The 20,585-nt window shown below is 58.8% G+C and carries 17 protein-coding genes, 1 tRNA gene and 1 pseudogene; 9 read left to right on the top strand and 10 right to left on the bottom strand.

The window, feature by feature from the left end; genetic code table 11:
- The first annotated feature begins 5 nt into the window (after positions 1–5).
- From QP999_RS00095 to QP999_RS00085, 3 genes are read left to right on the top strand one after another with little or no spacing between them, the layout of a single operon-like run.
- Positions 6–1,118: a potassium channel family protein gene (locus QP999_RS00095; protein WP_070520204.1), complete on the top strand. Its 1,113-nt coding sequence runs from the start codon at positions 6–8 to the stop codon at positions 1,116–1,118.
- Positions 1,118–1,849, top strand: coding sequence for an NAD(+) diphosphatase (locus QP999_RS00090; RefSeq protein WP_070624435.1), 732 nt, complete (start codon positions 1,118–1,120; stop codon positions 1,847–1,849). Before QP999_RS00095 ends, QP999_RS00090 begins: the two co-directional genes overlap by 1 nt.
- On the top strand, positions 1,821–3,875 hold the full coding sequence (locus QP999_RS00085) for an ATP-dependent DNA helicase UvrD2 (RefSeq protein WP_070624436.1): 2,055 nt from the start codon (positions 1,821–1,823) through the stop codon (positions 3,873–3,875). Before QP999_RS00090 ends, QP999_RS00085 begins: the two co-directional genes overlap by 29 nt.
- On the opposite strand, the gene QP999_RS00080 is transcribed toward QP999_RS00085, so the two are convergent.
- Positions 3,872–4,702: a hypothetical protein gene (locus QP999_RS00080; RefSeq protein WP_284847321.1), complete on the bottom strand. Its 831-nt coding sequence runs from the start codon at positions 4,700–4,702 to the stop codon at positions 3,872–3,874. The two genes, QP999_RS00085 and QP999_RS00080, sit on opposite strands and share 4 nt — an antisense overlap.
- A 74-nt stretch (positions 4,703–4,776) precedes the next feature.
- Between QP999_RS00080 and QP999_RS00075 the strand changes: the two genes are divergently transcribed.
- Entirely contained in the window at positions 4,777–5,274 is a 498-nt protein-coding gene (locus QP999_RS00075) for a M48 metallopeptidase family protein (protein ID WP_070520212.1), read from the top strand.
- On the opposite strand, the gene QP999_RS00070 is transcribed toward QP999_RS00075, so the two are convergent.
- Positions 5,271–6,689 (bottom strand): zinc-dependent metalloprotease, encoded by a 1,419-nt coding sequence (locus QP999_RS00070; protein ID WP_284847320.1) that lies wholly within the window; start codon positions 6,687–6,689, stop codon positions 5,271–5,273. The genes QP999_RS00075 and QP999_RS00070 overlap by 4 nt on opposite strands.
- A 93-nt stretch (positions 6,690–6,782) precedes the next feature.
- Here QP999_RS00070 and QP999_RS00065 point away from each other — a divergent pair, with 93 nt between their 5' ends.
- Positions 6,783–7,859 (top strand): YlbL family protein, encoded by a 1,077-nt coding sequence (locus QP999_RS00065; RefSeq protein WP_070532446.1) that lies wholly within the window; start codon positions 6,783–6,785, stop codon positions 7,857–7,859.
- 268 nt (positions 7,860–8,127) lie between these two features.
- Positions 8,128–8,715 (top strand): hypothetical protein, encoded by a 588-nt coding sequence (locus QP999_RS00060; protein WP_284847319.1) that lies wholly within the window; start codon positions 8,128–8,130, stop codon positions 8,713–8,715.
- A gap of 44 nt (positions 8,716–8,759) precedes the next feature.
- On the opposite strand, the pseudogene QP999_RS00055 reads toward QP999_RS00060, so the two are convergent.
- From QP999_RS00055 to QP999_RS00045, 3 genes and pseudogenes are all read right to left on the bottom strand, one after another.
- A pseudogene (locus QP999_RS00055) lies at positions 8,760–8,879 on the bottom strand (IS3 family transposase); the annotation flags it as partial.
- A gap of 168 nt (positions 8,880–9,047) precedes the next feature.
- Positions 9,048–9,728: a beta-N-acetylglucosaminidase gene (locus tag QP999_RS00050; protein ID WP_284847581.1), complete on the bottom strand. Its 681-nt coding sequence runs from the start codon at positions 9,726–9,728 to the stop codon at positions 9,048–9,050.
- Between the two features lie 93 nt (positions 9,729–9,821).
- Complete coding sequence (locus QP999_RS00045) at positions 9,822–10,412, bottom strand: PPA1309 family protein (RefSeq protein WP_101735981.1); 591 nt, start codon at positions 10,410–10,412, stop codon at positions 9,822–9,824.
- Positions 10,413–10,535: 123 nt separating this feature from the next.
- Here QP999_RS00045 and QP999_RS00040 point away from each other — a divergent pair, with 123 nt between their 5' ends.
- On the top strand, positions 10,536–13,514 hold the full coding sequence (locus tag QP999_RS00040) for a UPF0182 family protein (protein ID WP_070520226.1): 2,979 nt from the start codon (positions 10,536–10,538) through the stop codon (positions 13,512–13,514).
- A gap of 157 nt (positions 13,515–13,671) precedes the next feature.
- Positions 13,672–13,748 (top strand) — tRNA-Met (locus QP999_RS00035).
- A 231-nt stretch (positions 13,749–13,979) separates the two neighbouring features.
- On the opposite strand, the gene QP999_RS00030 is transcribed toward QP999_RS00035, so the two are convergent.
- The 4 genes from QP999_RS00030 to QP999_RS00015 all read right to left on the bottom strand — a co-directional run bounded on the left by QP999_RS00030 (position 13,980) and on the right by QP999_RS00015 (position 18,806).
- The gene (locus QP999_RS00030) at positions 13,980–16,067 is read right to left on the bottom strand and encodes a hypothetical protein (protein ID WP_284847318.1); all 2,088 of its coding nucleotides are present in this window, start codon (positions 16,065–16,067) and stop codon (positions 13,980–13,982) included.
- Between the two features lie 146 nt (positions 16,068–16,213).
- Entirely contained in the window at positions 16,214–17,140 is a 927-nt protein-coding gene (locus QP999_RS00025) for a tyrosine-type recombinase/integrase (RefSeq protein WP_284847317.1), read from the bottom strand.
- A gap of 125 nt (positions 17,141–17,265) precedes the next feature.
- Positions 17,266–18,324, bottom strand: a complete 1,059-nt coding sequence (locus QP999_RS00020) for a site-specific integrase (protein ID WP_284847316.1) — start codon at positions 18,322–18,324, stop codon at positions 17,266–17,268.
- Positions 18,321–18,806, bottom strand: coding sequence for a hypothetical protein (locus QP999_RS00015; RefSeq protein WP_284847315.1), 486 nt, complete (start codon positions 18,804–18,806; stop codon positions 18,321–18,323). Before QP999_RS00015 ends, QP999_RS00020 begins: the two co-directional genes overlap by 4 nt.
- Before the next feature lie 9 nt (positions 18,807–18,815).
- Between QP999_RS00015 and QP999_RS00010 the strand changes: the two genes are divergently transcribed.
- The gene (locus QP999_RS00010) at positions 18,816–19,199 is read left to right on the top strand and encodes a hypothetical protein (protein ID WP_284847314.1); all 384 of its coding nucleotides are present in this window, start codon (positions 18,816–18,818) and stop codon (positions 19,197–19,199) included.
- Here QP999_RS00010 and QP999_RS00005 read toward each other — a convergent pair.
- A complete protein-coding gene (locus QP999_RS00005; RefSeq protein WP_101732514.1) occupies positions 19,189–19,854 on the bottom strand; it encodes a hypothetical protein in 666 nt (221 codons plus the stop codon). The two genes, QP999_RS00010 and QP999_RS00005, sit on opposite strands and share 11 nt — an antisense overlap.
- Positions 19,855–20,585: the final 731 nt, after the last annotated feature.

Here is a 20,585-nt window from a genome sequence, read left to right as displayed (position 1 = left end):
ACTTCGTGCCCAAGCACTTAGGTAAACGCTTTACATCGCGTTTCTTGTCGCAGGTTGAGCTGACCTCGCAGCCAGATCATGCGCTGATCGACGTCATCACGATTCCGCGCACGCAGAGCACCAGCCCGTGGAAACAGCTGGCAAGCCGCGTTATTTGGGCCATGGGGCTGTTGGTCTTCGTCACCATCGTCGTCTTTTTCGACGGCGATGGCTACAGCGAAGACCTGTCCTTCCTCGATGCCGCTTACTATTCAGCGGTGTCGTTGACCACTGTGGGCTACGGCGATATCGTCCCTGTGACCCCCACGGCGCGCTTTATCAACCTCGTTATTGTTACTCCGGCCCGCCTGCTCTTCCTTGTTTTGTTGGTCGGTGCTACCTTGTCGGTTCTGACGGATCGAGCCCGTCGCACGTTTGAAATCCAGAATTGGAGAAAGCAATTGCGTAACCACACCGTCGTCATCGGCTATGGCACCAAGGGCGCCGGTGCGGTCGCCGCGCTTATCGCCGATGACGTCCCAGCCTCCCAAATCGTGGTCGTAGACAATAACCGTGCGGCCCTAGCCAGCGCCGAGCACCATGGCCTTGTCACCATCTATGGCTCCGGAACCAAACAGGATGTCCTGCGCATCGCCGGCGCGCAGCACGCCTCCTCCGTGGTGGTGACGCCGTCCACGGACGATACCGCGGTGCTGTGCACGTTGTCTGTGCGCGAGCTCAATCCGAAGGCCAAGGTTGTCGCGTCTGTGCGCGAATCCGAAAACCGCCACCTTCTCCTGCAGTCCGGTGCCGACTCGGTGGTCACCTCCGCGGAAACGGCCGGCCGCCTCCTGGGCCTCGCCACCGTGACGCCAACGGTGGTGGAGATGATGGAGGACCTCCTCTCTCCGAATGAGGGCTTCTCCGTGGCCGAGCGCGCTGTACGCGAATTCGAGGTGGGCTCCAACCCGCGCCACCTCGCGGACATTGTCCTGGCCGTCCTGCGTAATAACGAGCTGCACCGCGTCGACACGGCAGATGCCTACGCGCTCAAGCCCGGTGACCGCCTGCTCTACATCAAGCACGAGATGCAGCAAGCCGCGGAAGATACCGATGAAGATGAGGACGAAGGCAACTAATGTTCCTGCCCGTCACCGAAGCCGGCCGCGTTCCGGTAACGCCACGAGGGCAACCTGTTTACCTGGCTGAGCCGGCGGGGGATATCGTGGTGACAGCCGGGGCCATCCATGCTTTCCTCATGGACACTGAGTCCGCCGAACGGCTCGGGACATTGCGCGATGCCACCTTCTTCAACGGCCAGCGCGATATTCTCAAAGCGCTGCACCTGATTCGTAACCGTCGTGAAGCGCGCTTTGATCCGCGCACTGGGCGTGAGCTGTCCTATCCTGCCCCGGGGGCTGTGGGCCACGATGGCGAGCGCCTCGTTTTCCCGCGCCTCGATCCGGCCGTCATCGGCATCATCCGCCACCCGGAAACGGACCGTATTCTTCTGGCTCGCAACCGGCACCGTTCAGGGTTCTTTTCGCTCATTGCCGGTTATGTTGATCCCGGCGAGACCCTCGAAGAGGCCATGGTCCGCGAGGCTTTGGAAGAAACCGGTCGCCGCGTTGAATCAGTTACCTACTGGGGCTCGCAACCCTGGCCACCGAGCGGTTCGCTGATGGTGGGCTTTTCCGCGGTCACGGAGGATGTCCGGCCCGTGTGCGATACTGACGGAGAGCTCGCGGAAGTGCGGTGGGTGTCCCGCGCTGAACTGCCAGAACTGACCATTGCCCGCAAGGGCTCAATTGCACACACGATGATTATGGAGTGGTTCCACGGTGATGAGACCGGATCTGTCCCTGCTTGATGAAGACCAGCGGGCCGCAGCCACGGCGCCGCGCGGTCCGGTCTGCATCCTCGCGGGTGCCGGTACGGGCAAAACGCGCACGATTACCTATCGCATTGCCCACATGGTGGACCAGGGCTTCGTCAACCCGCAACGCGTTCTGGCCGTCACGTTTACTACTCGTGCCGCAAGCGAAATGCGTGAGCGTCTCAATCACATGGGCGTCGGGGGAGTGCAGGCCCAAACCTTTCACGCCGCGGCGCGCCGTCAGCTGAAGTACTTTTGGCCGCAGGTTGCGGGGGATCTGCCTTGGCAGCTCATCGACAACAAGTTCAGCCTCGTGGGGCGCGCGGTGCGCTCACTCGGATTGGACAACAACAAGGACACCATCCGTGACTTCCTGGGGGAAATCGAGTGGGCAAAGTCCTCGCTGATCAGCCCCGAGGGCTATCCCGGCATCATCGAATCCACGGACCGCGAGGCACCGGGGGACCCGGCCAAGGTGGCGGAGGTCTTTCGCCGCTATGAGGACATGAAGGCCACTCCGGATGTCATGTACCTCGATTTCGATGATTTGCTCATGCATATCGCCGGTGCCATCGAGAACGTTCCTTCGGTGGCTGAGGTATTCCGTGAGCAGTACCGCACCTTCGTGGTGGATGAGTACCAGGACGTCACGCCGCTGCAGCAGCGAGTGTTGGAGGCGTGGTTGGGGGAGCGCGATGACCTGACGGTTGTGGGTGATGCTAACCAGACCATCTACTCCTTCAACGGGGCTTCCCCGGAGTACTTGCTGAATTTTTCTCGCACTTACCCGCAGGCCACTGTGGTGAAGTTGCAGCGAGACTACCGCTCCACCCCGCAGGTGACGAACTTGGCCAACGAAGTTATCTCAAAGGCTTCAGGCCGCGCTGCGGGAACCCGTCTGGAGCTGCAGGGTATGCGCGAGCCAGGGCCCGAGCCCACGTTTAAGGCCTATGAGTCTGAGGAGATCGAGGCCAAGGAGGTCGCGGGCCAGGTTCTGACCTTGCTCAACCAGGGAGTTAAGGCCTCGGAGATTGCGATCCTCTACCGCATCAACGCGCAGTCGGAGCAGTTTGAGCAGGCGCTTGCCGACGCCGGAGTGGTCTACCAGGTGCGCGGCGGCGAAGGCTTCTTCCGCCGCCCAGAGATCTTGGAGGCCATCCGCGTGCTCATCGCCGCCACGCGCCGCGATGATCTGCCGAACGATCCGGTGGCCGTGGCGCGCGCGGCCTTCGTGGAGCTGGGACTGTCCGCCACGGAGCCGCAGGGCGCGCAGGCCCGTGAGCGCTGGCAGTCGCTCACCGCACTGGTGGATCTCATCGCACAAATCGTGGAGGACCACGAGGGCATCGATCTTCCCGGCGTGCTCGGTGAGCTACACCGCCGTTCCGAAAACAAGCACAACCCCACGATGGAGGGCGTCACCTTGGCCACCATCCACGCAGCCAAGGGCTTGGAGTGGGATGCGGTCTTCCTCGTTGGTCTCACCGAAAAACTGCTACCCATCAACCACGCCATCAAGGCCGGCGATGAGCACGTGGAGGAGGAGCGCCGGCTGTTTTATGTCGGCATTACTCGTGCGCGCGAGCACCTAGCTTTGTCGTGGGCTCTGGCAAAGACCACCGGCTCGCGGGCTTCGCGTGAGCGCACTCGTTTCTTGGATGGCGTGGTGCCAGGAATCGAAGAAAGCCAATCCTCCAACCGCCGCTATCGCCCGCGCCGCTGCCGGGTGTGCTCGGGCCAGCTCAGCAGCCCAGCGGAAAAGGTCTTAGGCCGCCACGAGTGGTGTGAATACGAGGGCGATGAGGATGTCTTCAACGCACTGCGCGCGTGGCGCGCGTCCGTGGCGAAGGACTCTCAGGTACCTGCTTATGTCGTGTTCTCTGACGCCACCCTGCAAGCGATCTCGGAGGCGCTTCCCACAAACGAGGCGGAGCTGCTCGATATCTCCGGGGTGGGCCCTTCTAAGCTGGAGCGCTATGGCGCGGAGGTGCTGCAGATCATCGCGTCTGCCCGCGCTTAAACACCGGCGCAATACGTGCAGCGCGGGTGTTCAATGAGCAGGCGGCGTTGCTCCATGCCGTAGAGGTCTATCTCCGTGAGCTCACCTGCTAGCGGTTTACCGCCTGGTGCCCCTGGCGGGGCGGGTCTTCCCAAGAGTCGGCGGATGGTCACCACCGCATGCATCACTATCGCCGTGCGCACGATGGGGTCACCAGGTGGCTCTACCGCTGCGGCGCGGTGAGCCACCTCGTGCCACTGCTCGTCGGCTTCGATGCGGTGCAGGTGCGCGCACATCGGGCAGGGACCGGCTCCAGCTACGCGGACCGGTCCGATGATGCCGCGGGCATCGAGCATGGACACTGGCAGCCAGGTCGCCGGGGAATTACTCAGTGCCTGTGCCCATTCCGTGGCGCCATCCAACATATCGACGGCCACGATAGGCAGGTGCCCGGCCACGTTCGCGATGTACTCGGCGGGGGTTTCGCTGTGGAGAGGGGAACGGGGTTGGAAGGAATCGCTAAGCAGGACGTCGCGCAGCTCATTGGCCAGGGCCGAGGTTCCCAAAACCGCCACGCGCTGGGGACGGGGAGCCGGCCACAGAACGCGATAGCTAATCAGATCATCGACCAGACTGCGAGCAGCGGAGGCGCTAACGCCTGTGTTTTCGATGGACTTTTCAATGGTCTGCCGGGTCAGCGGAGTGCGCAGCCGGTTGAGCAGCCCCGCCAGCTGCGGGTGGGCTTCGAAGACCCCGACGCGCGTGGCATCCATCCCACACTGGAGAATTCCAGGCTCGCGTTCAATGACCACGGTTTCTGGCGCCAACATGTACGTCTTAGCACCCATGATTTTTCCTCCCCGTTCTTAATCCACCCCAGCCGTGTTTAGCCACCATTGCACCACAGGTAGAATGCCCTGTCATGTCGAGCAATCCCGAGGTACGCGTTATCCGCTCCGCCCGGCGCCGCCGCACTGTCCAAGCCCGCGTCGTTGATGGCGTCGTGGAGGTGCGTATCCCCGCCTGGATGTCGGCGGCGGAGGAACGTGAAGCAGTGGATGGCATCGTGGCGAAGGTCCGCAAGAAGCACAGCTCTTCGCAGCTTTCCGACGACTCCTTGTCCTCCCGCGCCCGTACCCTGAACGCCCGCTTTCTGGAGGGCCGCGCCACGGTGGGATCCATCCGGTGGGTGAGTAACCAAAAATCCCGCTGGGGTAGTTGCACTACCTCAACGGGAGATATTCGGATTTCTGACCGGCTGCAGGATGTTCCCGACTACGTCCTCGACGCCGTCATCATCCACGAGCTAACACACACCTTCATCCCGGGCCATGGCCCGGAGTTTTGGGAGTGGGCCGATCGAGCCCCCAAAGCCGAGCGCGCGAAGGGATACCTCGAGGCCTACCAGCGCTTCCGCTAGTTCTCGTCTTCCGGCTTGTCCTTTTTGTTTTCTTTATCCTCGCCAGCGTCCGTGTTCTTGTCCTCGTCAGCAGCATCGCTGGCGCTGGCGTCCTGCTGGCGGAGCATCTCCTCCAGCTTGGAAAACTCTTCTTCAAAGCCCTCGTCGGGGGTGTCATCGAGCAAACCGTCGATGAAGGAAGCCGGGTTCTCCAGGTGCTCTGCGGTAGGTAGCAGGTCCGGGTGGTCCCAGGCGGAGTCACGCTTATCGGCGCCCACTGCGACGGTGGCGCGGCGCCACAGCTCAGCTGCCGCCTCTACCTTCGGCGCGTTTAGCTCAATGCCAACGACCTGGGAGAAGGCCTTTTCTGCGGAGCCGCCGGTGGAGCGGCGGTGAGCCCACGCCTCATTCATCGCCTTCGTGGACGGGATGCGCTCACCCAGGGCCTCGGTCACTACGTGCTCGACCCAGCCCTCGACGAGTGCCAGGAGAGTCTCCAAGCGGGAAGCCGCGCCCGCATTGCGGGAGGTGATGCGCGGGGACAGGTCCATGCCCTGCAGCTTGTTCATCGCATCCTGGATGGCCTGCGGGTCACCGGACTCCAGGTTGAGCTCGCGTGTGGCTTCCTCGATGTGAGAAGTGTCGATGACCAAGCCCATGGCGTATTCCTCCACGGAGGAGACGAGGCGCTCAACCAACCACGGCACGTGCTTGAACAGGCGCTGGCGGGCGGCCTCGCGGGCGCCGATATAGACCAACACTTCTTGGCCCGGAACGTTGAGATCGCGCGCTATGGCCTGGATGTTGTGCGGCAAGAGTGCGGTGGTGCCTGCGGGGGAGACCGGCAAGCCGAAGTCAGAACCGGTAAGAGCCTGTGCGGCCAAGTCACCCAGGGCGTGGCCTAGCTTCATACCGAAGTTCATGCCGGACATCGAGTTCATCATCGAGGTCATCGGCCCCATCATCTCGCGGGCTTCTTCCGGCAGGGATTCCAGCTGCGCGGAGTTCATGTGCTCCGCCACCGGGGTGACCATGCGCTGCCACATCGGCAGAGTCTCATCCAACCATTGCGCAGAATTCCACGCGGTCACGGTGCCGGAGGCAGTGGGCAGAATCGTGGCATCATCCAGCCACAGTTCCGCCAACCGCACGGCTTCCTGCACTGCAGTGCGGTCTTTATCATTGATCTCTTTATCGCCGGAGATCTGCTGGTGCGCGATGCGCTTGGCCAGGTCATAGTTGACCGGGCCGGCACCCTCCGGGGAATTCATGGAAGAACCCATACCGGAGAGCATCTGGCCAAACTGATTCAACAAGTCTCCTAGGCCACCGTTGCCCGCGCTGAAGCCGAAGGCGCCGAACGGGTTCTGGTCGCGACGATCGTTATCATCGTCATCGTCGTTATTGGGGAAGGAAAAACCGAATCCGTTGCTCATGGGGCCTAATCTACTAGGTTTCCTAGTGCGGATTCTAGGACCACGGCAACGCTGAGAGCGAACAAGCATCACGAGGCTGTAGGCTGATCCTCCGTGAAATCTTCGCAGAACCCCCGAACCCGCCGCCTGTCCACCTTGACGTGGGGAGCCATTCCGGTGGTGTTGACGGGAACCCTGCTCAGCGTCGACCACATCCCCGGCACCGATATCACCCTGTCGGTGCCGTACGCCGCCGAAGGACCAGGTCCTACCCTGGACACCTTGGGTGAAGTGGAAGGGGAGCCGGTGGTCAACGTCGAGGCCCCGGAAACGTTTCAGCCGCAGGGGCATCTCAACATGACGACGGTCTCTGTTCGCACCAACATGACGTTGGCTCAAGCTTTGGGGCGGTGGCTTTTCACCGATGACACCATCGTCCCCATCGGCAGCGTCATCCCGCAAGGCAAGACGGATGAGGAAGTTCAGGAAGCCAATCAACAGGCTTTTACCCAGTCTGAGTCAGCGGCCACCGTCGCAGCCATGGACTACCTGCACAAGCCCGTGCGTATCGAGGTAGCACAGGTGCTCGACGACAGTCCCGCTGCGGGCGCGCTTGACGACGCCGACATCATCACCGCCGTCAACGGCGACAAGGTCACGGAGCCTGGCCAGATACAGGAGAAGATCCGCGCTCTTAAGCCCGGCGATGAGGTGAAGCTGGGGATTATTCGCAAGGGCGAGGAAAAGACAGTCCCGGTGACCCTCGGCGCACACCCAGAGCACGACGACGTAGCTTTGCTGGGCATCCTCATGACCTCAGTGCCCACCGAAGACATCACCGTGGATTACAACCTACAGGACATCGGTGGACCGTCGGCCGGAATGATGTTTACATTGGCGGTGATCGACAAGTTGTCCGATGAGGATCTCACCGGCGGCCGGTTTGTTGCCGGCACGGGCACCATCGGTGAGGACGGCGAGGTCGGCCCCATTGGTGGCATCGTCCACAAGGTACACGCCGCGCAGGAAGCGGGCGCCGAGCTCTTCCTCGCACCTGCAGATAATTGCGCGGAGGCGGTCAGCCGTGGCACCGGCGACATGGTGGTGGCCAAGGTCCACACGCTGGATGACGCCATCACAGCCATGCACGACTTTGCAGAGGGCAAGCCCGTCGAGACCTGCGAAGGCTAAGTACGTAGGACTAGCACTGCCCAAACTCGCCGCCCAGAGTGGAACTCGTTCACACCCAAGATCCGTAGCGCCGTTCAATGAAGTCGAACTAAACCCAAGACGCTTCAGACATTACAGGGGTCAATAATGGGATTCCTAAGGCATTGGCAGCTATATTAATATTTCAGCGGTTTCTTCTAGAAGCACACGCTCTTTCATTCAAGAACGCGTGTCATCGAATTCGAAGGTACGCAATTAACCCTCTCTCGAATTTAAGGATTCTTTAATAATGATTAAAAAGATTGCCACAGGCATTTCGGCAATTGCTCTTGTTGCTACCCTTGCGTCATGTTCATCGGAGGAAAAGCTCCAGGAAGTTGACGTTAATGGACTTACCATTTCTGCAGCTTGTGAAAAGGTTCGAGAAGCAGGCTGGAGAGTGGATGCAGTGCAAGGGACGGAGAACGACCAAGAATCGTCTGATTGTTCCGACAGCGAACGCAAAGTGGCGGAGGCATGGTTTTCTGATGAAACAGTGACCCTGTACTTTGCAAACGCCCCTGTTGCAACTGCCGAAGAAGCCCCCATCGATGAATCACCTGTAGAAGAAGAAACCCCCGCCGAGGCTCCCGCCGCTGAAGACGGTTCTCAGGAAGGTTCCACTCATGGTTACCAAGCCATCTACGACGAGTATTCTGCTCGGCTTCAAAATGAATGCCCTAACCTCTCTATGACCGAATGTGCAGAGCTCTCGAACGAGGGAGTCTCCGAGATGGCGAAATATATGTATACCGCCAAGGGCAAGGATGGTCAGTACCAGACCTATGAGGAGTGGTCACAAAAGCTATACGACGTTTACATGTCGGTTCAGCTCTAATTAAGCAGAGTGACTTCTGGACTTGCCCCGAAAGTTGGACTGGTTTAATTCGAGGCAGTTGGAGGCTCAAGAGTCTGATTCCGGTATTGCTTCGGAGTTAGGCCCTGGAGTCGCTTTTGGAACCGTTCGTTGTTGTACCAGTGAGTACAGTCATTGATCGCGTGCTAAAACGCCTTTAGGCAAGTTCGGAACCTTTGGCAGGTAGGGCAGTTTCGAGTGCTTCTTGTCGAGCCCCCGGCCCTGCGGTGACATCAATGGGCGGGCAAGCCCGTCGAGACCTGCGAAGGCTAGGCCGCACCTAACCTCACCGGGGCGGCACGAAAAGTGTGAGCCTAGACCAAGCCCAGCTCTGTAAGGCGCTCTTCCGGATCGTCCTGGTCCGTGGAGATCATCTGCTGCATGATGAGGCCTTCATCGTTGTCCACGACGGTGAGGATGGCCGTGTTGCCCAGCATGGACCAGCCCACGACGCGGTTGCCGCTGTCCTCGATGACACGAGAGCTGCGCAGCTCGGTGAGAACCTGGGTGGTCTGGGAAGCCTTGGTCTTGGACTTGAAGAACTGGAACTGTCCCACCTCGGAACCGGAGCAGTTGAAGGAATCCGTCACGCCGTTGGGATCGCAGCGGTCGAATTGAGCGAAGATCTCCTCCGGGACGAGCCCACCGAAGATCTCATAAGCCTGCTCCACGGAATCAGTGAATGTGCCGCTTGGTTCAGAGGACTCGCTGGAGTCCTTGTCTTTGTCTTTTCGGTCGGCGGGGTTGCGGGTTGAGGATTCATCCTCCGCGCCCGAGCTGGTCTCAGTCTCGGATGCGGCAGGAGAGAGCGTCTCGGATTCCTCGGCAGTGGTTGCCGGGGCCGGCGCGCTGGATTTCTCCGCGGCTGCAGTGGTTTCTTCGCTTGCAGGAGCCGGCTCGGGGGAGGGCGCATCGTCCTTCCCACATGCGGTGAGCAGGCAGCCGGTGGCAAGCACGGCCGATGCTGCGGCGGTGAAGCGAGATGTCAAGCGCACGAGAGACTCCTCTATCGATTCCGTGCCCAGCCCCGAGAGCTGAGCGTTAATGGCCACTGCAGACTGAGTTTAGTCGATGAGAGGTTGAGCCGATTAGAGCATCTCCTCCGGATCTTGCTCCAATCCGTAGCGCAGGGCGGCGATGACCCCCGGTGCCACGTTCGGGCCGCCGCGCAGCTGAATATCGTCCTGCGCGAAGGGGCCAGCTTCTGCCAGTTCCTCCTCCGTGGGGCGCAGCTGAAGAAGCGTGAGTTCGGCGCCGTCCTCGTCGATATCCTCCGAATCGGCTGTGGAACTGCTGGCCATGGCGGTAGCCCGCAGGACTCCGGAGAAGAGGCGCGCGGGGCGGGCGTCGCCAAGCGCGGCGTCCGCGGTGTCCTTGAACATGATCTCCTGTGCCAGGATGACGCCGGCGATCTCCCGCGGCCACGCCAGCCGCGAGACGTAGTCCGCGAGGTGCTCCGAGCCCGGCTCGATGCCCTCCGGCAATTCCTGCACCACGAGGGTGAGGGGAGAGGAGTCATCGACGTCACCGAGCTGTGCGGCCACCAGCTCAGTGGGGACGAGAGCAAAAAGGGTAGGAGGTGCATCCCAACCCTCGGCGTGGATGAAATCCACGGCCTCGCGCATGGCCTTGTTGAGCGCGCGGTGTACAGCGGGCTGGGAGGAAGGTTGGGAACTCATAAGCGTCCTTGTTCGTTGACGGTCATAGTGCTTCTCTAGACTAGAAGCTTGATACCTCTATATTCGCACGACACTTGATTGGAGCTGGAGTTGGCTTCCGGACTCAACCGACCCACCGCCCCGATGAAACGTCCGCCCAAGTTTCTCTCGTGGGTTGTCGCCATCATCGCGGTCCTCTTGTTCATTGGCCCCATGCTCGTGGGCTTCTACACGGATTGGAAGTGGTTCGGCGCGATTGAGTACCGCGGGGTCTTCACCAAGACCCTGATCACGCGCATCGTGCTCTTCATCTTCTTCGGACTAGTGGCGGCGGCCGTCACCTACGTAGCAGGGCTGATTGTCTGGCGCGGGCGCGGCGATTCGATGGACATGGCGGATTTCAATTCCCCGGTTTATCAATATCGCAAATCCATTGAAAGCACGATGAGGGTCTTCCTCAAGGTCATCCCAGTCCTCGTCGGCGTTGTCTCTGGCCTGCTGGGCCAGGCAAATTGGCGCACCGTCATGCTCTTCCTGAACTCCCATGACTTTGGGGTGGCTGACCCGCAGTTCAACCACGATCTCGGCTTCTACGCCTTCCGCTTGCCGGTGTGGTCGATGTTGGTCAATGCTTTCTCCATGCTGGTCGCTGTGTGCTTCCTTATCGCACTGGTGGGGCACTACATCCTCGGTGGCATTCGCCTGGGTAACCGCGCCGCGGGTGTGCGTGGTTCGCTGTCTAAGTCGGCGCGCACTCAACTTGCCGTGACCGCCGGAATCTGGATGCTGCTTCAGGTGGCTGGATACTGGCTGGGCCGCTATGAGTTGTTGTATAACCAGCACTCGCTGTTTACGGGTGGCTCCTACACGGATATCAACGCCTACCTGCCGGCGAAGATCATTCTGATGATCATCGGCGTGTTCGTGGCCGTGGCAATTTTCTCCGCAGTGGTGATTAAGGACCTGCGCATCCCGGGCCTCGCTGTGGTGCTCATGGTGCTGTCCTCCCTGGTTATTGGTCAGGGCTGGCCGCTCATCATGGAGCGCTTCTCCGTGAACCCGAACCGCCAGGCAAAAGAGGCGGAGTCCATCTCCCGCAACATTGAGTCCACGCGTTTTGCTTATGGCCTCACCGATGACAAGGTGACCTACGAAGAGAACTGGGGTGCTGACGACGTCTCCGATGACAAGGTCGCCTCCGATGACTCCACCATCTCCAACCTGCGCCTGCTGGACCCGGACATTTTGGCGCCGACGTTCACCCAGATGCAGCAGCTGAAGAACTTCTACGGCTTCCCAGAAACGCTAGCCATGGATCGCTATGAAATCGACGGCGAGCTGCGTGACTTCGTGGTTGCCGCGCGCGAGCTGGACCCCAACGAGCTGCAGGAGAACCAGCAAAACTGGATCAACCGCCACACCGTGTACACCCACGGCAACGGCTTTATCGCCGCGCAGGCAAATACCGTCGATGAGGTGGCTCGTGACGCCGGCTCCGCCCGCGGTGGTTTCCCCATCTTCACTGTTGCTGACCTGCAGACCCAGGCGGGCAAGGACGCCGAAGGCGAGGGCGAGACCAAGAACGCTGAGGAATCCCTCGGCATCAAGGTTGACCAGCCGCGCACCTACTTCGGCCCTGTGATCGCTAGCGCACAGGATGGCATGGACTACGCCATCGTGGGCAAGACCGGCGATAAACCGGTGGAATACGATACCGATACCTCCACTTACACCTACGACGGTAAGGGCGGCGTAGACATCGGAAACATCGTCGACCGCACCGCCTACGCCCTGAAATACCAGGAGCTAAACTTCCTACTCTCGGACCGTGTTGGCTCGGAATCCAAGCTGCTCTATGACCGCGATCCGCGCGAGCGCGTGGAGAAGGTCGCCCCATGGCTGACCACGGATTCCTCCACCTACCCGGCGGTTATCGACGGCCGCGTCAAGTGGGTCGTGGACGGTTACACCACACTGGATTCCTTGCCGTACTCGCAGCGCACCTCCCTGACGGAGACCACCCAGGACACTCAGAACCCGACGGGCACGACGCAGCGCTTGGTCAACGACCAGGTGGGCTACATCCGCAACTCGGTCAAAGCGACTGTCGACGCCTACGATGGCACCGTCGATCTCTACGAGTTCGACACCGAAGACCCCGTGCTCAAGGCGTGGGAGGGTGTGTTCCCGGGCGTCGTCAAGCCAGAGTCGGAGATCTCCGACGAACTGCGCCAGCACCTGCGCTACCCGGAGGACATGTTCAAGGTGCAGCGCAATCTGCTGGCCAAGTACCACGTGGATGACCCGGGCGTCTTCTTCAACAACGATGCCTTCTGGTCCGTGCCGGAGGACCCCACCGCCGGTGAATCCCAGGGTCTGAACCAGCCACCGTACTACGTGCTGGCTGCCGATCCGGAGACCAAGAAGCCGAGCTTCCAGCTCATCACTTCCTACCGTGGCCTGAACCGTCAGTTCCTCTCCGCACACATGGCGGTGTCCTCGGACCCGGACAATTACGGCAACATCACCGTGCGTGTGCTGCCGACGAATACCCAGACCCAGGGCCCGAAGCAGGCACAGGACGCGATGATGTCTTCCGACCAGGTGGCGCGTGACCGCACGCTGTGGCAGGGGTCGAATGACCTGAAGAACGGTAACCTCTTGGCGCTGCCGGTGGGGGATGGGGAGATCCTCTACCTCGAGCCGATTTACTCGCAACGTAAGGGCCAAGAGTCCGCGTTCCCGAAGCTGTTGCGCGTGCTGGTCTCTTACAAGGGCCGTGTGGGCTATGCCCCGACCATCGGTGAGGCCCTCGACCAGGTTGGAATCGACCCGAAGGCCGCTCAGAACATTACGGAGATCGAAGGCGATACCGGCAAGGACGGTGACCAGGCCGGAAACGCTGGCGGTGACAAGAAGGATGCGGCTGACTCCAAGGACTCCGACGCTTCCGCACCGGCCTCCGCTCCGAAGGCATCGAGTGAAGGCGAGGCTATCGACGCCATCAACAAGGCTCTCGATGGCGTGGACAAGGCTAAGAACGGTTCCTTTGAGGAGTACGGCAAGGCCTTGGACGAGCTGGACAAGGCAGTGGAGGAGTACCGCTCGCTGCAGTCTCAGTAGTAGCTCCGCATAGTCCAGAAAAATGGCGCCTGCCCAGGGGATTTGGGTAGGCGCCATGGCGTCTGTATAGTTACATGAGTCGCCGGCACACGGGGTAACAATCCCAGTGATTAACCACAGTGTGCTGAAGCGCTTGATGTTCGGAAGTACATCTCGACGCGGGGTGGAGCAGCTCGGTAGCTCGCTGGGCTCATAACCCAGAGGTCGTAGGTTCGAATCCTGCCCCCGCTACCAACTTCCCGGAGGGATTCGCGGAACTGGTTAGTCCAGATTCGCGAAACTCCCCAGAAACAGAAAAAGCACCCTTCACCGGGTGCTTTTTCTGTTATTAAACCGTTCTCCCGCACGCCAAACCGGGATAATACGCGCATTCCACATACTACGTGCCCCCGCACCCGCACCACCCCAATTTCCACGCCCTCCCGATCTAAAACAGCGCCCGCGCCGGGTTCCCACACCCAACGCCTACGCGACCATTGGCGGATCGTTACCAGTCGCCACATCCGCCAACGGCGACGGTTTCACACGCTGCTTCGGCGGTTGTCCGGGACCGCGCCCAGTTGGCTTCTTCGCTGGGTCGCCCTCACCACGCAACCATGACTGAATCAAGCGCACGTTCACGCTCACCGCGCCAACAGTCAAAAGGAAAAACTGTTTTACCCAACCACGCAACAAACGAGTAGTGGACGCGCCCAGCCCCACGCCAGAACCACCATGATTTTTCAGCATGGAGTTACGAGTCTCAATGATGTTTCGCCCAGTGCCATACAACTCATGCCACGCCTTTGAGCCATGATGTGGTCCCTGCTGCTCCAACTTCGCGAACGTTCCCACCTTCGACGCTCCCGTGCCAATGTGGGTTACACCGCTCCCAGTACCGTCCTCACCAACCGTGACCTTGCGCGCACGAGTCTTCAAACGCGGACGGCGGGGAGTTGAACCTTCACCAGTACCTGCATCATCGCCAGGCGTATTCGTAGCGCTGTGTGGTTTCTGCTCAGCGTCTACCTTCTTTAAGTGTGCGAGCACATCCTCAACCGTGTCGAACGCGCCAGCCAGTGATTCATCTTCACCAGAAGCCACTCCCGCGCCCGCGCCCGTGTTCTCCTTCACCCCGCGCGAACTTGAACGCTTATCGGAAGCAGTTTTCTGCTCCCATTCCAACGGGATCGTGATCGTCCCCTGAGTGCAAATCTGTCCGGGGTTCGTCGGCTGGTGGACAGGCTGAATTGGCAATAACGCCTTCGGGCGCTTGCGCACATCCTTTTGCTTCGACGGAATCTTCTTCGCCAACGAACACGACACCGACGGGCATTTCCCCTTCGCAGGGCATGCAAAACGCTGGTTGCCGGTCGATTTATCAATCCCCTTGGACGCAAGTGCATACTGTTTGCGGTCTTCGACAATTGCGGTGTATTCTTCGTCGGTAATTTCCCCATTGTCGCGCTTTTCCCGCGCGTTAACATAATGCTCTTTCGCACTTATGGACGGACAAAACCAGACACCATCAAGCAACACCGCACCTGCGTGCGTTCCCTGGATGCCGTAATACTGCTGATTTCCACGCTTGTAATCGCCCACGAGTTTGTACCCATGTTGGCGAAGCGGAATTTGCAAGTTCTGAGGTGCAGCGTTCGGGAAATATGCGCGGTCGCCAACGAAGTGACCGGACGGGGTATCCGCCTTAATCACGTTATCCATCGCCCAAAGCGCTTTTTCGGAAATGCGCTTGCCAGGACGGTCAAAACCAATACCAGCGATCAGCGCCGGGTACGTGCTACCGAAGCCGGAGCCAAACATGGACACTAGTGTGGACTCATAGCCCCAAAACACGTTGCGCTTGTCATCGTAACCGTCCGATTTGTGATCACCCTCGCGCACGTACCAGCCCGCGTCAGCGTCAGCAGCGGTACGGGTGGAATGTTTCGTGTTGCCCTTGCGAGAAATCACCGTGGACGTTCCATCAACACACACGTCGCCCTTCCACTCGGACAATCGATCTTGCCCAAACGTGGCACGGCTTGCTTCAATGAGCGCATTCATAAGAACGTGCGCACGCTTTTTGCGCGTAATCACTAAGGCTTTGTTGCGAGATTTCTTTAATCGCTCGTACTCATCCTTATCCTTGCGCTTGTAATTGGAAGTCTCCGGGTAGGGGTCAACGACGGAAAATATCGTTTCCAACGTTCGGCGCAAGCGGTGATACCAGACACGTCGCTCATCTTCGGTGAAACGGTCGTATTTTTTGAAGTCTTTCGGGGCGAGCCCAATTTCTTCCCATGCTTGTTCGGACAAGCGCCCGCAAATCAGACGCGAGCCTTCGGTGATTAGTAGCGGGGACGCTTCCACGCCGAGCGCGAGCATGATCATCAGTGCCGTGCGGATGGAAATGTATGGTTTCGCGCCACCTGGGTGTTTGTCTGCGCGGGATTCGTCTACCCATGCAGTGATCATTTCGACCGCGCCGGAAGTGTCCACGATTTGTGCCACCGCCTGAATCTGGCTGACATGGATCGTGGATGAGTAGATCGTAATGGGTTGAGGTTGTGGCATCTCGCGGACACCTCCTTTCTTGGTATTAATTCGTTGGTATGTTCGATAATGAAGTTGTGGTTAGGTAAGGGAGTGTGCCGGGTGGGGGAGGGGGTGGTGTGAGTCAAAATGAATCACGAGCACGCACCCGCGCCCAACGCACGCGCCTAGATCGCACGCAATGCTGGGGGCGTGTCCGTACCCGCGTAGCGGATCTGATTTTCAAAGGCTCGCGCACTTACCGCCCCTACACGCTCGCGATACTTCACGTAATGCTGAAGATCGCGCAAACCTGACGCTTCACAAATCGCTGCTTCCGGAATATGCGCTTTCATCAATCGCACAATCCAGGTGGTACGCATTCTCGATAACGTGACCGGAACGTGCGCTAAGCGCACCCGTCGCACGAAATCAGACGCGCACGAGCGCCCAGTAACACGATCTCCCGGCAGAAAGACAAACTCATCCTGCGCGCGTCCTGCTATCGCATCACAGAGCGTGTCAGCGTAATCAGCCGACACGGGAACATAACGTTTCCCCGCCCCGCGATAGCCGTGTGGATACACCACCACACCCGCGCGAGTAATCTCCACGTCCTTAACCGTGAGCGAATCGACCTCACAGTTACGCAGTCCCGCGCCCAGTCCAAGCGCAAGCAGAACGTGAGCGTTCTCGCGAGCGCGATCCGTCGCTAACGCGCTCGCCCACTGGTTCAAGTAAGCGACCTCGTTATCGTCATAAGGCTCGTTGGCAAGGCTGGTGGGGTAGGAGACTTTATCATCTCTCCCGTTCCACGTCATCGAGACTGTGCGCCCAACCTTTTCCAACTTAGACTCCAACGAGGACAACGTATGCGTGGAAAGATTCAAATTCGAAACGTGAAAGGCTATGAAGTCCGCGTCAAACACCTGCTCGGGTACGAGATCGTAGCCGTGGTGAAGTGCGTCAATTGCAAGTCGTGCAACCCCGAGTGCAATCTTGCGTAACGTATCGCCGGATGCTTCGGGGTAGGTGGACACGACACACTCAGACACGAAGGTGCGAACCTGTTGCCAATCATGCATGTCGAGCACGGTTGGCTGGTAAGTGCTCATGTAAACGGATGCGGATAACAACTCGGACAGTGTGAAGGACTCCTTTAGCGCAAAACACGTTCCAAATGGAACGAAACTTACTAGAGTCTGCCATGCCACAATGGGATATGTCAAGGTCAGGAGCATTAATTGCGCCCTCCCTCGATTATTGTCAACTCCGTAGGTTGACACTTTTTGGTACTTGGCTCTTCCGGACGATGCACACGAGAGTCGGACACCACGTTTCTTCCGGTTAGCGTTAAATCCGTTGCAATCGCTGCAAACTCCACGAGAGCGCCTGTATCAAGTGGTGCAATCGCACGGGTGCGCTGGTAGATGTGCATGGACTTGCCTGTAAGAGCATGGAACGCTTCATATGAAATCCCGCTCTTGATTAGGTTGACACGCCATGTCGCGACGAGTCTTCGCACGTTGACTGGCGGAAGATTCGGTCCACGTTTGAATCGGTACATGTATTCGGACACCGCTTGTGGATCTCGCTTGCGAGAGGGGCAGAACACAAACTCATCGGGTTCACGTTCGTGGACGATCTGAAGAAAACGATCAGACAGTGACGGGGCAATCGCGTGTGTTCGCCCGTTCACGTCAACGGACACGATAAAACCGTCATGCACATCACGAGCGCGAATAAGAATGATTTCATCGGTTGTCACACCTGCAAGTCCAAGTGTGACCGCCACGCGCACGCACTCGCGCTTTAAGGGCGTTGATTGTGCATCGAGCGAACGGATTATCTCGGATACTTCATCGGGTGAGTACGGCTTGTACTGCTCATCAGTGTGACGAGCGTTCGTTTTCCAGGTACGTGTTCCGATAGCGGTAAGGACGTTGCCAATAGTGGTGAGGTGTCGTTTTCGTTCTTCTTTCGTCGCTTGCTTGAGATGTAGTTGATTCACGCTCCATGCAATGGTTTCCGGATCGAATAAGTCAACATCGTCAAGACTGCCGTGTTCTGCAAGGATGCGCGCGGTGTGTCCAGTGAGCACAGTGAGGAAGTTCGTCACGTTATCGCGCGTGAGTTTCACCGTGTGAGGGTTCTTGTCGGCGTAGGAGAACACGTCTATGACCATTTTCGTGATCGTGGGGCGCAATTGCTCCCAATCGTCAGGGGAGACCGTAGTGGGGGAGGGGACGTAAGCGCCTACCTGGTTGCGCGCGTCATCGAGTGTGTATTGCGTGCTCATGCTGCCACCCCCGTAGACTGGTGGGCATGTCCGGACGCGCTCCAACCACTCGTCCCCGCGATCTCGCGGGGTGTAATCAGGGGACGCGATTTAGCCAGGTCGAAGTTGATGACCCCGTGCTTGCTCGCGCCGTTGAGGTCGCAAGGAATATAGAGTGCATGCTGGAAACGCTGGAACGGGCGGGAGTGATTAATTCCATGCACGATTTCGCCCGCAGTTCCGGGATTTCTCACGCATCCATTGGGCGCGTCATCCGGGGTGAGCGCTGGATTAATGGGGAACTTCTGGCGCGACTTGAACACACCAGCGGTTTTCGTTTGTGGGGGCAGCACGCCGAGAAAATCAGCGAGCCACGGTTTGATGTTGAGCATAGATAAGCCTTTCTTTATGGATAGTTGTTGTGTGGAGATCACCTCCTGATGAGTGAGGTAGAACCGGGTAGCCCCGGACGTAAAAAGCGGATGCCGTTCGGAAAACGTCATCCGAACTGGATGCAGTTGACTGATGAGGAATTGGAAGAACAGTTCTCCCCGTCCCCGCTGGACTGGAAACTGATCACCCTTGCGCGCAACCTGGATCGGGAGATCCATGTCCAGATGGAGCGCGGGCGGATTACCCCGCCTACCTACAAGCGATTCGCTGAAATGGTCGGCGTGGATCTTCCGGTGATCATGGACATGATTCGTGCCAGGAGATGGGCGGATAGTGAAACTATTGCCCGGTTAGAGGTCGCTATGTCGCGCCCGTTATGGGCACCGGAGAAGGCGCGCCCGTATAAGGACGCGCCGGAGTTCTGGCGCGAGCATGAGCACAAGCGCTTGCAAGAGCGTGACCGGAAGCGCTGGGAGGAATACCGGAAGCGTTTTAGCCGGTAGTGGCATGTGGCGCGGGTGGGATTGGCGCAGGTATGGGGCGTAAGTCATTTTGAGATACACCTTCAGACTCGCGCCCCTCCTCTTCGTCTAAGCGAGCAGCCAAGTCAGCAAATGACTCACCGGGTAAGAAGTTCTCCCACCCGTTCATCACCGCGATCATGCAAAACTTCGCAAACCCAGATGCATCCGGCAGAACGATAAACCCACCACCTGCAATCGAGTGCAGCGCATAAGCCAATTGATGCCAAATGTCATCTAGTGTTCCGTCGTGATAGAGGAAGATCCCGCCGTTGTATTGCATCGAAGGCGATCCCGAGTAGATCACAGGACTGTTGAGCGAGGTGTTTCCCGATTCGGCATCTTTCCCGATCTTAAAAAGAAGTTCTGTTGGGTGAACGTTGGTGGTCCAATCGGTATAGATCAGTCCCTTCTTCCCTGTTGGCATAGGAGGAACGAGTTCGCATACCTGCTCGATGAGCGAGATTGGGTCATCTTCTAGGACCACAATCGGGTGATCAGGATTGTGGGTGGATTTCGGATTTCCACGGATGTTCCACTTTTCCGAGTGCGCCATTCGTACCTGCACGGGAAACACTGGTGGTTTCTTCGCTGCTCGTTGTTGCTGGGAGCGGTTGTTAGTTGTAGTCGTTTTCATCAGTACACAATTCCTTTACTTGTTCGTCGGTCCGCAACACTTCTCGACTGTCAAGAAGTTTGTGTGTCGTTGCGGTGACATGAACAACTCAACCGCAGGACAAAGGATTTAGATACGTCGAAATGTGCGGATCGTGCTTGTTGGTGCGCACTGGTGGATCGTTCGAGGTGGCACGGGTGTGACTACCTAGTAGGTGTTAATAAATATAAAGCGCAATTACCTAGTAGGTGCAGGTAGACGATTAATTACACGTCTGTTTCGGTTCGCAAGTGTGCGTTGGTGCAGGATGGGGTTGGTGGTGAGGTGGTATTAATCAACCAGCGAGCGCCGGAGCGTGAAACTGGCGATATCGCATTATTGCGTTTTGCAAGTGCGCGAGAACGTAGGAAAACAGCGTGTGAGCAGGGAGAAAAATTTCTTGAAAAATCTTTTCGTGCGCGTTTGTGTCTTCGGGCGCGAGTTGAAGTGGTTTGAGAGTGATGCGATTTGGTAGGCGCGGAGTGTGTTCAGTGGCGCGTGAGTCAATATGACACGCGCTCAAGGAGTGGGCGCGGGCACGAACAATGCCCACCCCTCAGTTGATAGCGTGCTGTTGTTCCTCCATCAGAACGTCACTGAAGCGCCGATTGAAACTCTCTAGCAATCGACGGGCTTGGGCCTGACCCCCGGAAAGTAGACACGTCGGGGGTTAGCTATGCTGCTCGGGTCAGTGTAGCTGATGTGAGTGCTTC

This window comes from Corynebacterium sp. MSK004, from assembly GCF_030232515.1.
Lineage (GTDB): Bacteria > Actinomycetota > Actinomycetes > Mycobacteriales > Mycobacteriaceae > Corynebacterium > Corynebacterium hesseae.
The sequence above is the reverse complement of the archived record's forward strand: the minus strand, read 5'-3'. Positions and strand labels throughout refer to the sequence as shown.